We start from the raw sequence: 13266 nt of genomic DNA, 5'->3' as shown, positions 1-13266 counted from the left end.
GGATCGGGGGAATGCAGGGAGCACGGCGTCAGCCTCACAGGGCGACACCGGTTCGGGCCGCGCATTCTACCGCGAGTGACGAAGCGAACGTCTCGGCCGCCGGCCCCCGGCCTACCAGGGCAAACTGCCTTCGACGTCGAAGAACCCGCCGGTGACCGGCCCGCGCTCGCCGAGCGCCAGCATCAGCACGCTGCGCGCCCCCTCAGCCAGCCCCTGCCGTGCCCGTTTGCCGCTCACATCGAGTGCGAGGTCGCCGGGGGCGCCCGGATCGACCGAGTTCACCGTAATCGACGTCTCGCGCAACGTTTGCGAGAGCTGCACCGTCAACATGTTCAATGCCGCCTTCGACGCATTGAATCCGATCTGCCGGAACGCCGAGTGCTCCCACGCCGGATCGTTGTTGTGCGCTAGCGAACCGAGGCCGCTCGACACATTGACGATACGCGCCCGCGCCGAGCGCGCCAGCCACGGCAACATGGCCTGGGTCACGCGCAATGTCCCGAAAAAGTTGGTGGCGAAGACACGCTCGACCGCTTCGATGGAGGCTTTCTCCGGGGTATCGTCGCGCGGATCGGTCACGCCCGCATTGTTCACCAGCACGTCGAGCCGCCCGTGATAGCGGCCGATGCGATAAGCCGCCGCGTGCAGCGTCTCCGGCCTGAGCAGATCGATCACCAACGTCTCCGCCTGAAACCCCGCCTTGCGCAGCGGTGCAACGACTTCCTCTCCCTTGGCTTCCTCTCGTGCCCCTACGAGTACCGTCATGCCGGCCTCGGCCAGCGCGCGCGCCACTTCGTGCCCAATGCCCCGCGTCGCGCCCGTCACCAATGCCACGCTTCCCAGATGACGTTCGGCGTCCTCGCGTACCGCGCTCTCGATTGCGTCCCGTTTCATCACTGCTCCCGTCGAAATCTCTGTTGTGCTGCGCCAGACCGCACGCAAATTTGTTAGCATCGAGTTTATGAAGAATCCTTCAGCTTTTCCATTCGCATATGAAACCGGACAGCCAAGGCCGCGCAACGCCCCGTAAATCGCCGCAGCAGGCGCGTTCTCGGGTTACGATCGATGCGATTTTCGAAGCCGCGCTTCAGGTTTTGCTGCTCGACGGCGGGCGCCAACTGACCACGACTCGCGTTGCCGAGCGTGCGGGGGTGTCCGTCGGCACCCTGTATCAGTACTTCCAGAACAAACAGGTCTTGCTCTACGCGGTGCTTGGGCGGCACATCGACCGGATCGTCGAGTCGGTGGAGGCCACGTGCGTCGCCTCTCACGGGCAGCCGCTCGACGTGATGGCGCGCTCGCTCGCCAAGGCGTACGTCGGCGCCAAGATGACGGACATCGAGGAAGCACAGGCGTTGTACCGGCTCTCGGAAGATCTGGACGGGCGGGAAGTGTTTGCCGGCGCGGCCACGCGCATGCACGCCGCCACCGTTGCCATGCTGAAAACCGCACGCGAAGCGCATTTCGACGATCCCGAGACGGTCGCCTTCGTGTTCCTGAACTCGATGAGCGGCCCCATCAAGGCGATTCTGGAGAACCGCGCGCCCCCAGGCGCCTGCTGCGAAACGCTGGCGGGACAGATCGCCGATCAGATAGCGACAATGTGCGGCGCCTACCTGGCACGGGTCGCCCAGCCGGTCGCGCCCAAGGCCGCGGCATAACCGCTGCTCAGCCGCTGTACCTACCGCCCTTGCGCCGCCGATGCGGCAAAAGTTCACGCGTCATAATGACTGCCGCCCGGAACTGGTAAAATGCCGGGTTGTGTTTGCCTACTACCCACGGTAACCGAAATGAATTACGAACAGGCCCGCTTTAACATGATCGAGCAGCAAATCCGTCCCTGGGACGTGCTCGATCAAGAGGTGCTCAATCTGCTCAAGCTCGTCAAGCGCGAGGAATTCGTGCCGACGGCCCAGCGCGCCCTCGCCTTCACCGACGTTGAACTGCCGCTGCCGGGCGCGGCCATTCCCGACAAGAGCCAGCACATGATGTTCCCGCGCGTCGAAGCGCGCATCCTGCAAGCGCTCGCGCCGAAGAAGAACGAAAACGTGCTCGAAATCGGCACGGGCTCGGGCTACATGGCGGCCCTGCTCGCCTACAACGCCCATCACGTAACGACCATCGAGTTCGACGCCAATCTCGCGCAAACTGCCCAGCAGACGCTGCGCGCCAACGGCGTGACCAACGTGGAAGTAATCAACGCCGACGGCGCGCAAGGCTGGAGCGCCGCCGCACCGTACGACGTGATCGCCATCTCGGGTGCCCTGGCCGAACTGCCGCAAGCGTTCCTCGACCAACTGAAGGTCGGTGGCCGTCTGGCAGCCTTCATCGGTGGCAGCCCGGTCATGGAAGCGAAGCTGATCACACGCATCTCCGAGACCGAGTACCGCACCGAAAACATGTTCGAGACGCAAGTGGCCTATCTGGTCGCGCCGCATCCGTCGAGCTTCAAGTTCTGAGCCCGGCTGCCGGGTGACGTGCCGTCCGGTCGCGGATGGCACGCCCCGGAATGCCGCGAGCGGACCGGTCCCGCACCCCTTTTGTGGGGCGAATGCCTGCGGGAATCAACGAGGGCCGGACGCCACCCATACGACCACACGAACATCATGCAAAACATTACACCGGCGCAATTGGCCCAGTGGCTCGCGGACGGGGACCGCAGTCAACCCACGCTCCTCGACGTGCGTGAGGATTGGGAAGTGCAGACCTGCCACATCGCCCAAAGCAAGAATGTGCCGCTCGGCGATGTGCCCGCCCGTCTGACGGAACTCGACGCCGATACGCCCATCGTGTGCATCTGCCATCACGGCATGCGCAGCGCGCGTGCCGCAATGTTTCTGGAACAACAAGGTTTCTCCCAGATGTTCAATCTGGACGGCGGAATCGATGCCTGGGCTCGCCAGGTCGATCCGTCGATGCCGACTTACTGAGCCAGGGCCGTGCGCCCCTCAAGGCTTGCCGCGCGTGAGCGCGCGGCCAAGCGTGCGCCTGCGCGGCGCACTGTCTCCGCAAGCGCCCTCGTCATGGCGACGACGCTCGCGGCCCTCATGGTTCACACCGCACCCGCCTGCGCGACCGACCTTCTCCAGCTCTACAGCGAAGCCCAAAACCGCGACGCGCTGATCGCCAGCGCCCGCTCGGCCTACCTCGCCAACATCGAGGCATTGCCGCAGGCCCGCGCCGCCCTCCTGCCGCAAGTCACCGCGCGCTGGGGCTCCGTCAATACGCACTACGGCTCGGGGAATGTCTCGAACACGTTCGTCAGCAGCGGCTACGGCCTCGCGCTCACGCAGCCTCTCTTCCACTGGGATAGCTGGCAGTCGTATCAGCAGGGCAAGCTGACGGTCGCGAGTGCGGAGGCTTCGTTTGCGCAAGCGGAGCAGGATCTGATCCTGCGCGTGGCGACCGCATATTTCGACGTGCTCGCCGCGCAAGACGACCTGGCGCTAGCCGGCACGCACAAGCAGGCCATCGCCGAACAGCTCGCGTCCGCCAAGCGGAATTTCGAGGTCGGCAACGCCACGATCGTCGACACCAACGAAGCGCAAGCCAGCTTCGATCAGGCCACCGCGCAGGAAATCGCAGCACAGAACACGCTGGATGTACGCCGTGCCGCCTTCGCACGGATCGTCGGGCATCCGGTCGGCTCGCTCGCCACGCTGCGCGCAGGCGCGACGCTGCCCTCGCCCCAGCCCAACAACGTGGCGGACTGGGTCGCGCAGGCAGAGCAGGCCAACTACGCCGTGCAATTGCAAACGCTCACACTCGAGACCGCTCGCCGCGAAACGTCCAAGGCCAAGTCGGGTTATATGCCGTCGGTCGATCTGGTCGCCGCCGGAGCGCACTCGAATGTCGGCAACGCCAACAGTCTGCTGACGTCGTCCATGTCGAGCCCGTCGAGCCAAGGCGCGGGACCGAGTTCCGCCGGACAGATCGGCATTCAGATCAGTATTCCGATCTTCTCTGGCGGCGCGGTGCAGAGCAAGATGCGCCAGACGCTTGCGCTGGAAGACAAGGCCATGACAGATCTGGATGACGCGCGACGCCTGGCTGTCTTCAACGCGCGCCAATCCTATCTTGGCGTATCGAGCGGACTGGCACAGGTGAAGGCACTTGAAACAGCCGAACAATCGGCGCAATCCTCGGTGGCGTCGAACAAGCTCGGCTATCAGGTTGGCATTCGCATCAACGCCGATGTGCTCAACGCCGAAGACAAGCTATTCACCACCCGGCGCGACCTCGCCAAGGCGCGCTATAGCACGCTGCTCTCGAGCCTTCAGCTCAAAGCCAGCGCCGCCACACTCGTCGACACGGACTTGCAGTTGCTTAACGCGTTGCTCACGGAGAATCCGGAAGCTTCCGCGGCCATGGCAGGTGCTCGCGAAGCCACGCCCGTCGGCGCCGGGGCCGGATTGCCCGCGCGTGGCGTGCGACCGGGAATCACGGCACCGCCCATGCGACGCTGATCGCCCAGCGCGTCGCGTCGTGCCGCGTATGGCAGCGGCGCGAAAGCGCATAGCAAAATGCCTCGCATCGCCAGTCCGGCATGCGAGGCATTTTTTTTCGACGTGCGCGACAACGTCCAGCGCGGTCGCCGAATCAGTCCTGCGGGGCGGTGAAGCTCACGTCCAACCACTGGCCCAGCGCAGTCACGGTGCGCGCCGTCGCGCCCTGGTGCTGCTTGGCGAACAGCGTCGCGGCGGTGCGCATCGCAAGGCGACGGTCGTCGTTGAGCAGCAGATCGGTCAAGGCCGTGGCGAGTTCACCGGCATCGCTGACGCGCAGCGCCGCCCCCGCCGTCAACGCGTTTTCGCTGGCCTGCGTGAAGTTGAACATGTACGGACCGAAGACGACTGGCGTGCCTGCCGCGCAGGCCTCGATCAGATTCTGACCGCCCAGCGGCAACAGGCTCCCGCCGATGAACGCGACATCGGCCGCAGAGAAATACGCCGCCATCTCGCCCATCGAATCGCCGAGCACGACGTCGACGTCGGCAGGCAGCGGCGCGTCGTCGTCGGGCCAGGCACTACGTCGAACGTAATTCAGGCGCACCCTCGACAGCATCGCCGCGACTTCGTCGAAGCGCTGCGGATGACGCGGCACGAGCACCAGCAGCGAGCGACGTCCGACGTCCGAGGCGGCTGCGAGCATCGCGCGAGCCTGAAGCACCAGCGCTTCCTCGCCGTCGCGCGTGCTCGCCGCCAGCCAGACCTTTCGGTCGCCGAAGCGCTCGCGCCACCGTGCGCCCAGCGCGAGCAATGCGGGCGGCGGCGTCATGTCGAACTTGAGATTGCCCATCACATCGACATCGTTCGCCCCCAGCATGCGAAGCCGTTCGGCATCGGCATCGCTCTGCGCGAACACACGGCTGAAACCGCCGAAGACGGGCTTGGCGGCATCGCCAAAGCGAGCGGCACGCCGGAACGAACGCGCCGACATTCGCGCATTGGTCAGCACCAGCGGCACGCCGCTTTCACGGCAGGTGAAGATCAGGTTCGGCCAGACTTCCGTCTCCATCACCACGCCGACGCTCGGTCGCCATTGCATCAGAAACCGCCGGATCGGCCCGACCATGTCGTAAGGCAGATAACAACGCAGCACACGATCGCCGAACAGGTTGTCGCCCGTGGCGCGCCCGGTAGGCGTCATGTGCGTGAGCAGAATGCCGTGAGACGGATAGCGTTCGAGCAGCGCGTCGATCAGCGGCTGCGCGGCACGTGTCTCCCCAACCGAGACGGCGTGCACCCAGATCAGCGGGCGGCCGGTGTATGGCGGTGAATCGTAAAACCCGAAGCGTTCCCCGATGTGACGGCGATAGCCGGGTTCAAACCGGCCGCGCCACCACAGGCGAATCACCGCCAACGGGGCAACGATCCACCAGAGTGCGCGATAGACGAGACGCAGCAACATTCAGATGAGCGCGCGATGCGTGAGGCGTTGCAATACCGCCAGCGGCGAGCACTCGGGGTGCACCATCGCTTCGGCGGGCAGGAAGAACGTCTGCTCCATCATGAACTGCCCCGACATCACCGCGTGCGACGTTTGGTCGGAGAAGCAGACCCAAACGCTGCCCGGCGGGAACGGTATGGTCTGCTGATCGGCATCGCGCTGGTAGCCCATGTCGGCTTTCATTCCGTCATGCAGGTGCAGCATGATGTGGTCGTAGCCGCTGCGCGGACGCTTGGTGATACCCACGGCGTTCTGCAACCATGCGGACCCCGGCCATTGCGCCGGCACTTTCGGCAGGAAGCGTTTGGCCACGTCTTCGAACGGTTCGCCCACGCGCCAGACACGCGGCTGGCCTGCCGGGTTGATGTTGGTGAACACGCGCAGGATGCGCTCGCCGTAGTTCGGACGCGACGGGAAAGCATCGACGTGCAGGCGGGCATCGTCCTTGCGCCACGACGTCTGGCGCGTTTCGACCTGATGCAGACGCAAGCTCGTAGGCGCCGCGCGCAGCTTGCCGCGATACTCGGGCAGCAAGCCGTCGATCAGGCTGCATGCCTGCGCGTAATAGCGCTTGACCAAGGCGTGAACGGCGCGCTGCGTGGCGTCGTCGGCCGCGACACCGACAAGCACGTCGGTCTTGGGATCGAGGCTGATGTTCTTGCGTTTGGGGTCGGCAATCGCGGGATCGAGCAAGCGTTGCTCCCCGGCCTCGATAGCAAAAGCCAGGTGCGGGAAGTAGAGCACCTTGCCCGCCTCGACATCGGCCACGAGCGTCTCGCGCGGTATCGACAGTTGTCCGCCCTGCCAGTTGCCGGATTCGACGGTGACGATCTGGTTGCTTGCGTTTGTTTGGCTCATACGCTTCTATCCTCTCCGGACGCGGCGTCGCCACTCACCACAGGTGCCGGCGACGGCGCGAGTTGACGCACGGCATCGCGCACTTGCGCGAGCGTTGGCTTGTGTTGCGCGTCGCCAAGATTGATGATGCGCGGCGACCAGAATCCGCCGGTGCGCCACGCGGTGCTGAAATTGTATAGCTCGATGGTGGGACGGTTCAGCGCTGCGGCAATATGTACCAACCCCGTGTCCACGCCCACCGTGATCGCGCCGCGGTCGATCAGGCCGACAACCTGCGACAGGTTCATCTTCGGCGGCACCCAGGCGTCTTTCCCCAACGCTGCGGCCAGTCTGAGCGAGACTTCATGCTCGGCAGCGCTGCCCCACGGCAACACGATCGCGAAACCCTGCGAGGCCAGATCCCGGCCCAGCGCCACCCAATCGTCTTCAGGCCAGGTTTTGTCGTCGCGCGAGGTCGCATGCACGAACACCGCATACGGGCGATCCGGGCACTGGCTGTGGTCTGCCCGCTCGGTGGCAATGCCGAAGTCGATCTCATCCGGTACCTGGAAGCCCATCGCCCCGGCCACCAGCAGCCGTGAACGCGTCACCACGTGCGTGTGCGGCTCGATGCGCACCATGTGACGATACAGATAACGCACGGGCCACTCGTAGCTGGCCCCCTCGGTCCGGTTGCCCAGTCCCCATACCTCGCCTCGCGCCGTGCGCGCAATCCAGCCGGTCTTGACCAGGCCTTGCGTGTCGATCACATAGTCGTAGGGGGTTTCGCGCAGGGTGCGGCGGAACGTGCCGATTTCCTGCCAGGTGCGCGCCGCGAGCGGCTTCCTGCGCCAGCGGCGCAGGGCGAAGGGAATGACGCGGCGCACACCGCGCACGAGTTTGACGAGGTCGACGAAGCCCTCTTCCACCACCCAGTCGATCTGGGCGTCGGGATACTGGCGCAGGATGTCCTGCACCACGGGCATGTTGTGGACAACGTCGCCGAGCGACGAGACTTTGACGATCAGAACCTGCAACCGAACGCTCCGGCGGTTCGGCCGGGCCTCGTGAGCAAAACCGCGATTTTACCCCGACCCGGCGCGCCGGACATCCTCGATGGGCATCTTTAGCCCCCGTGTTCCGGTCACAGCGTCCTTGCAGCGTCCCGCGCTCGCCTTCGTGCGGCTTGTGCCGGAGGGGCCGCATCCGCCGGCGGCACCCCCGGAACTCGCGTCAGAACGGCAGCTTCGCGTCGGGCTTGGCAGCCAGAATGGCGCGGCGGAAGTCGTCCTGAATGCGCTTGATGGCCGCTTCGCTATCGGCCTCGAAACGCAGCACGACCACCGGCGTAGTGTTCGACGAACGGGCCAGTCCGAAACCATCCGGATATTCGACACGCAGGCCGTCGATCTTGATGATGTCCTTCGCCCCGTCAAACCTGGCGGTCTCGCGCAGCTTGTCGATCAGCGCGAAGTTCTCGCCCTCGGCCAGCGGAATCTGCAGCTCGGGCGTCGAAATCGAATTGGGCAACGCGTTGAGCACTGCGCTCGGGTCAGCGGCCTTCGACAGGATTTCGAGCAGACGCGCGCCCGTGTACAGGCCGTCGTCGAAACCGTACCACCGATCCTTGAAGAACACATGGCCGCTCATCTCGCCCGCGAGCGGTGCGCCCGTTTCCTTGAGTTTGGCCTTGACCAGCGAGTGGCCCGTCTTCCACATGAGCGGCTCGCCGCCGTGTTCGCGTACCCAGTCCGCGAGGTTACGCGTGCATTTCACGTCGTAAATGATTTTCTCGCCCGGGTTGCGGCTCAGCACTTCGGCGGCGAAGAGCATCAACTGACGATCCGGATAGATGATCTGACCGTCCTTGGTGACCACGCCGAGACGATCGCCGTCGCCGTCGAACGCCAGACCGATTTCCGCGTCGGTCGTCTGCAGCGTCTTGATCAGGTCCTGAAGATTTTCGGGGTGCGCAGGGTCCGGGTGGTGGTTCGGGAACGTGCCGTCCACCTCGCAGAACAGTTCGACGACATCGCAACCCAGCGACTGGAACAGCGCCGGTGCATAAGCCCCCGCCACGCCATTGCCGCAGTCCACCGCGATTTTCATCGGACGCGCCAGATGCACGTCGTTGGCGATGCGCGCGCGGTACGACTCGCCGATCTCGTCGGCCGTGTACGTGCCCTGACCCGTTTCGAAGTCCTGCTGTTCGATCAGCTTCGCCAGGCCCTGGATGGCATCGCCATAAATCGCGCGGCCGCGCAGCACCATCTTGAAACCGTTGTAATCGGGCGGATTGTGGCTGCCCGTGACCATGATGCCGGAATCGACAACCCGGCCGTGCAGCGTGATGTTCGTCGCGAAGTACACCATCGGCGTGACGACGACGCCGATATCGACCACATCCACGCCTGCGGCACGCAGGCCGTCGGAGAGTGCGCCGACAAGCTCGGGGCCGGACAACCGGCCATCGCGGCCGACGACGACGGCATTGCCGCCTTCGCGACGCAGGGCGGTGCCGAACGCGCGGCCGATCAGGTTCGCAACGTTGGCATCCAGGGTCTTGCCAACGATGCCGCGAATGTCATATGCCTTGAAAATCGCAGGCGAAACTTGCGTGGTTTGCGTCATGGGAAAGCGTCTCTCGGAAACGAGGGGAGAAATGAGCATCCATTGCGGGGGGCCCGGCTTGTTGCCTGCCCGCCCCCACTACGAGCCGGATGTTGCGAACGCCTTGGCCGCGAGGAACACGCCGGCCGCGCCACAAACGCCAAATCCCGGCAGGAAGCCCGGCCGGGAACGGCTGCATTACGTTAAAATTATACGGGACTTCGCTGCACTGCGGCGCGTCCCGAAACCCTGTCAGTCATGGCCTGCCTCGGTAGCTGCACGACATGACAAGCGCGTGAAGTCCACCCGCACCGGCCTCGCAAGGCCGGTTTTGCTTATCTTGAGAACGAGTGAGCCGCGCGAGCGCCACATGCCCTATCGCACCATCATTCGCAACATCCTCTGGATGCTGACCGAGCGCGGCGCGCAGATCGCCGGCGGCATCGCAGTCTCCGGCCTTCTGGCCCGCAGTCTCGGCGCCGCACAGTTCGGCCTGTTTCAATACGCGCAATCGCTCGTGTTCCTCGCTGCGTCCCTCACGCTGCTGTGCGGCAGCGAGGTCGTGGTGCCGCGTCTGGTCGGCAAGCCCGAGGCCGACCAACGCACGGTCATCGCACACGCCTTCGTACTGCGTCTGGCCGCCGCCGCCGTCGCCTACACGATTCTCGCCGTTTACCTCATCGGCTTCGCGGAGTCCGACCTGGTGGCCGTCGCCCTCTGGCTCGGCGTGGCGCTTTGGTTCCGCGAACCCTTCGGCATCGTGATCGCATGGCTTCAGGCGCGCACCTTCAACCGTCCGAGCGTGAGCGCCAACCTCTGCGGGCTGGGCGTCAAGCTCGCGCTCGTGGCCGTGCTATTTCTGATGCATGCGCCGGTTGCCGCGTTCGCCGTCGTCTACGCCATCGAGGCTATCGTGGCCGCCGCGTTGCTCGTGCGCTATTACCTGAAGCATTCGCCTAAGACGCCGGTGATCTGGCAACGCCAACTGTTGCTCGATCTGCTCGCCAGCGGCATGACGTTCTGGGGCGGGCTGATGCTCATGATTCTCTTCAAGCGCATCGACCAACTCGTGCTCAAACCGCTCATTCCGCTCTCGGCGCTGGGCGCCTACGCCGCCGCCATGCAGATCACGGAGAACTTCGTGCTTGTCGCGCCGATCATCGCGAATTCGCTGGCGCCGCAACTGATTTTCCAGACGGCCGACAATGCCACCGCGAGGCGCAACACCGTGCGCGCCGTATGGCTGATGGTGGCCGCGGGGGCGAGCCTGGCGATTCCGATTGCACTGCTGGCCCCCTGGATCGTGCATCTGATTTACGGTGCAGGGTTTGCCGAGTCGGCGCAGATTCTGCGCGTATCGGCACTCATGGGGATTCTCGTGTTCGCCGACGCTGCCCTCAATCTGACGCTGATTCGTCGCGGTGCCGGACGTTGGGTCATCGCGAAATGGCTGTGTGCCGCCGCGGTGGCTTTCGTTGTCGTACGCGGGCTCGCACCGCAATTCGGCGCCCTCGCCGGGGCACTCGGCTTCGGCGCGGGCTATGCGGCCGCGCTGGTGGTTGGCGTCTGGCTGCTGCGACGGGACTGACACGATGACACCGGCTCATACTCCGCATTCCACCGGCCCGCGCACGGTCTGTCTGTTCACCGGCACGCTCGCGGCCTTTGCCGGCGCCGAGCGCGCGGCGGCCACACTGGCGAATGCGCTCGCGGCACGCGGGCATCGCGTGCATGTGCTCTCGCTTTGGGGCTACACCCCCGTCTTCCCATTGGCGCCGGGCGTGGCGCATCACGCGATGTTCGCCGAGCGCGTGGCCTTCAAACGTCACTATTTGTCCATCGTGCAGCAGGTGCGGCGTTACGTGCGAGAGCATGCCATCGATGTGATGATCGATGTCGACCCGATGCTTGCGCTCTACACGGTGCCCGCCACGCTCGGCCTGCCGTTGCATCGCGTGGCCTGGGAGCACAGCACGTATGCCAGCGACCTCGGCCGGCGCGCACGCCGGTGGGCACGCGCGCTGGCAGCACGCAGATACGACGCCGTCGTTGTCCTCACCGAGGCCGATCGCAGCGCCTGGCAGAGGCAGCATCCGACCGCCCGTGCGCAGTTCGTCGCGCTGCCCAATCCGCTCGGCATTGCGATCCCCGGCACGGCGCCGGAGCACCTCGACGATTGCTGCATTCTGGCCGTCGGACGTCTTATTCCGGAGAAAGGCTTCGACCGGCTGATCGACGCCTGGGCACGCATTGCGCACGACGCCCCCGGTTGGCGCGTGCGCATCGTGGGCGACGGGGCGTTGCGCGATGCCCTGCGCGCGCAAGCACGCGACGCGGGCGTCGCCAACAGTGTCGAGGTGCTTCCCGCCGTGACCGACATCGCGCAGTACTACGCGCGAGCGGCGATCTACTGCCTTCCGTCACGACGCGAAAGCTTCGGACTGGTGCTCATCGAAGCGAAGGCGTATGCGGTACCTATCGTGGCTTACGCTGCCGACGCCGGCCCGCGCGCGTTGCTGAACGACGAGGTCGACAGCCTCGTCGTGGACGACGGCGACCTCGATGCACTGGCGGGCGCGCTGTCCCGCCTGATCGGCGATGCTTCGCTGCGAAGCAGACTCGGGCTGGCCGGCTACGCGCATGCGCAGGCCTTCCGGCCCGATGCCATCGCAGCACGTTGGGAAGCCCTTTGGACCGAGAGGAAGTCAACGCCAGAGAGCGCACGATGAGAATTGCCTTGTTCGTCACCGGTCTGCAACTGGGCGGCGCCGAGACCCAGGTCGCGGATCTCGCCCGGGGGTTTCTCGCGCGCGGTCACGACGTCGATCTGATCTCGCTGACCGGGACGTGCGCGATCGACTTGCCGGAATCGCCACGACTCACGCGCATCGAACTGAAAGCGAACAAGACGCCGTGGTCGCTCGCATGTGCGCTGCGGCGGCTCGTCTCGCACCTGCGAGCGTGGCAACCGGATGTGGTGCACGCCCACATGGTGCATGCCAATCTGCTCGCACGCGTGGCGCGCTGGTTTGTGCGAATGCCGGTGCTTGTGACGAGCGCCCACAGCCGTAATGAAGGGGGGCGTCTGCGAATGCTGGCCTACCGGCTGACCGACCGGTGGACCGACCTGACGACCAACGTCAGCGAGGACGCCGTGGCGGCATTCGTCGCACAGCGCGCCGCCCCTGCCGCACGTATCGCGAGCATGCCCAACGGCATCGATACGGCACGCTACCGTCCCGACGCGCAAGCGCGTTCGCAGTGGCGCGCCGCCGTTCGGGCAACGTCATCCGACGCCGCGCCGATCGTCTTCGCCGCCGGCCGGATGGTCGAAGCGAAGGACTATCCGACGCTGATCGACGCGTTCTCGCATGTGCTGCGCGAATTGCCCGAAGCACGCCTGTTCATCGCGGGTGACGGACCGTTGCGCACCTCGGTGCAGGCACTCATCGATACTCGCGGGCTTGCCGGTGCCGTCACCTTGCTCGGGCGTCGCGACGACATTGCGCAATGGATGTGTGCCGCAGATGTGTACGCGATGTCGTCTGCCTGGGAAGGATTACCGCTGGTGATCGGCGAGGCGATGGCCAGCGGCTTGCCCGTGGTATCGACCGATTGCGGGGGCGTGCGCGAACTGGTTGGCAGCAGCCCGGCCAATACGCTGGTGCACGTGGGCGATGCGCAGGCGCTGGGCGACGCCCTGATTCACCACCTGCACGCCGACGCGAGCGTGCGCCAGGCGGCCGGCGCGGCCAATCGCGAGCGCATCCTCGCCCATTACTCTCTCGACGCCGTGGTGACGCGATGGCTCGAGACCTATGCCCGACTGCGCGACGCACGGCGCGTGGGTTCCTGATTCCGCCCCCGGCA

Annotated in this window: 12 protein-coding genes; 7 read left to right on the top strand and 5 right to left on the bottom strand. The window is 65.4% G+C overall.

The genetic code is table 11. From position 1 onward, the window contains the following. Window positions 1-111 precede the first annotated feature (111 nt). Window positions 112-894, bottom strand: a complete 783-nt coding sequence (locus PCO31110_RS15615) for an SDR family NAD(P)-dependent oxidoreductase (protein WP_150690827.1) — start codon at window positions 892-894, stop codon at window positions 112-114. A 98-nt stretch (window positions 895-992) separates the two neighbouring features. Here PCO31110_RS15615 and PCO31110_RS15610 point away from each other — a divergent pair, with 98 nt between their 5' ends. The 4 genes from PCO31110_RS15610 to PCO31110_RS15595 all read left to right on the top strand — a co-directional run bounded on the left by PCO31110_RS15610 (window position 993) and on the right by PCO31110_RS15595 (window position 4466). Then, entirely contained in the window at window positions 993-1661 is a 669-nt protein-coding gene (locus PCO31110_RS15610; protein ID WP_010804082.1) for a TetR/AcrR family transcriptional regulator, read from the top strand. Between the two features lie 129 nt (window positions 1662-1790). Continuing rightward, window positions 1791-2459 carry a protein-L-isoaspartate O-methyltransferase family protein gene (locus PCO31110_RS15605; protein ID WP_010804081.1) on the top strand — a complete coding sequence of 223 codons (669 nt, stop codon included), beginning with the start codon at window positions 1791-1793 and terminating at the stop codon, window positions 2457-2459. A gap of 147 nt (window positions 2460-2606) precedes the next feature. After that, on the top strand, window positions 2607-2930 hold the full coding sequence (locus PCO31110_RS15600; protein WP_150690826.1) for a rhodanese-like domain-containing protein: 324 nt from the start codon (window positions 2607-2609) through the stop codon (window positions 2928-2930). A gap of 93 nt (window positions 2931-3023) precedes the next feature. Then, a complete protein-coding gene (locus tag PCO31110_RS15595) occupies window positions 3024-4466 on the top strand; it encodes a TolC family outer membrane protein (RefSeq protein WP_150690825.1) in 1443 nt (480 codons plus the stop codon). A gap of 133 nt (window positions 4467-4599) precedes the next feature. Here PCO31110_RS15595 and waaA read toward each other — a convergent pair whose 3' ends face one another. The 4 genes from waaA to PCO31110_RS15575 all read right to left on the bottom strand — a co-directional run bounded on the left by waaA (window position 4600) and on the right by PCO31110_RS15575 (window position 9417). Next, window positions 4600-5907 (bottom strand): lipid IV(A) 3-deoxy-D-manno-octulosonic acid transferase, encoded by a 1308-nt coding sequence (gene waaA / locus PCO31110_RS15590; RefSeq protein ID WP_174979620.1) that lies wholly within the window; start codon window positions 5905-5907, stop codon window positions 4600-4602. Window positions 5908-5910: 3 nt separating this feature from the next. Beyond that, window positions 5911-6807: a Kdo hydroxylase KdoO gene (gene kdoO / locus PCO31110_RS15585; RefSeq protein WP_150690823.1), complete on the bottom strand. Its 897-nt coding sequence runs from the start codon at window positions 6805-6807 to the stop codon at window positions 5911-5913. Next, a complete protein-coding gene (gene waaC / locus PCO31110_RS15580; protein WP_246189882.1) occupies window positions 6804-7772 on the bottom strand; it encodes a lipopolysaccharide heptosyltransferase I in 969 nt (322 codons plus the stop codon). The genes kdoO and waaC overlap by 4 nt, the downstream gene beginning before the upstream one ends. A gap of 247 nt (window positions 7773-8019) precedes the next feature. Further along, window positions 8020-9417, bottom strand: a complete 1398-nt coding sequence (locus PCO31110_RS15575) for a phosphomannomutase/phosphoglucomutase (protein WP_010804075.1) — start codon at window positions 9415-9417, stop codon at window positions 8020-8022. Between the two features lie 349 nt (window positions 9418-9766). Here PCO31110_RS15575 and PCO31110_RS15570 point away from each other — a divergent pair, with 349 nt between their 5' ends. Genes PCO31110_RS15570 through PCO31110_RS15560 form a run of 3 tightly spaced genes read left to right on the top strand, consistent with a single transcriptional unit; the run spans window position 9767 to window position 13252 of the window. Beyond that, the gene (locus tag PCO31110_RS15570) at window positions 9767-10984 is read left to right on the top strand and encodes an oligosaccharide flippase family protein (protein ID WP_010804074.1); all 1218 of its coding nucleotides are present in this window, start codon (window positions 9767-9769) and stop codon (window positions 10982-10984) included. Window positions 10985-10988: 4 nt separating this feature from the next. Continuing rightward, complete coding sequence (locus PCO31110_RS15565; RefSeq protein ID WP_174979592.1) at window positions 10989-12125, top strand: glycosyltransferase family 4 protein; 1137 nt, start codon at window positions 10989-10991, stop codon at window positions 12123-12125. Then, a complete protein-coding gene (locus tag PCO31110_RS15560; RefSeq protein WP_150690820.1) occupies window positions 12122-13252 on the top strand; it encodes a glycosyltransferase in 1131 nt (376 codons plus the stop codon). Before PCO31110_RS15565 ends, PCO31110_RS15560 begins: the two co-directional genes overlap by 4 nt. Window positions 13253-13266: the final 14 nt, after the last annotated feature.

This window comes from Pandoraea communis (genome assembly GCF_902459745.1).
Taxonomy (GTDB): domain Bacteria; phylum Pseudomonadota; class Gammaproteobacteria; order Burkholderiales; family Burkholderiaceae; genus Pandoraea; species Pandoraea communis.
Note: the sequence above shows the minus strand (reverse complement) of the source record. Positions and strands in the feature narration are given on the sequence as shown.

Coding starts and splice junctions, on each gene's coding strand:
- PCO31110_RS15615 (WP_150690827.1), bottom strand. CDS start 894: ATGAAACGGGACGCAATCGAGAGCGCGGTACGCGAGGACGCCGAACGT.
- PCO31110_RS15610 (WP_010804082.1), top strand. CDS start 993: ATGAAACCGGACAGCCAAGGCCGCGCAACGCCCCGTAAATCGCCGCAG.
- PCO31110_RS15605 (WP_010804081.1), top strand. CDS start 1,791: ATGAATTACGAACAGGCCCGCTTTAACATGATCGAGCAGCAAATCCGT.
- PCO31110_RS15600 (WP_150690826.1), top strand. CDS start 2,607: ATGCAAAACATTACACCGGCGCAATTGGCCCAGTGGCTCGCGGACGGG.
- PCO31110_RS15595 (WP_150690825.1), top strand. CDS start 3,024: ATGGCGACGACGCTCGCGGCCCTCATGGTTCACACCGCACCCGCCTGC.
- kdoO (WP_150690823.1), bottom strand. CDS start 6,807: ATGAGCCAAACAAACGCAAGCAACCAGATCGTCACCGTCGAATCCGGC.
- waaC (WP_246189882.1), bottom strand. CDS start 7,772: ATGCCCGTGGTGCAGGACATCCTGCGCCAGTATCCCGACGCCCAGATC.
- PCO31110_RS15575 (WP_010804075.1), bottom strand. CDS start 9,417: ATGACGCAAACCACGCAAGTTTCGCCTGCGATTTTCAAGGCATATGAC.
- PCO31110_RS15570 (WP_010804074.1), top strand. CDS start 9,767: ATGCCCTATCGCACCATCATTCGCAACATCCTCTGGATGCTGACCGAG.
- PCO31110_RS15565 (WP_174979592.1), top strand. CDS start 10,989: ATGACACCGGCTCATACTCCGCATTCCACCGGCCCGCGCACGGTCTGT.
- PCO31110_RS15560 (WP_150690820.1), top strand. CDS start 12,122: ATGAGAATTGCCTTGTTCGTCACCGGTCTGCAACTGGGCGGCGCCGAG.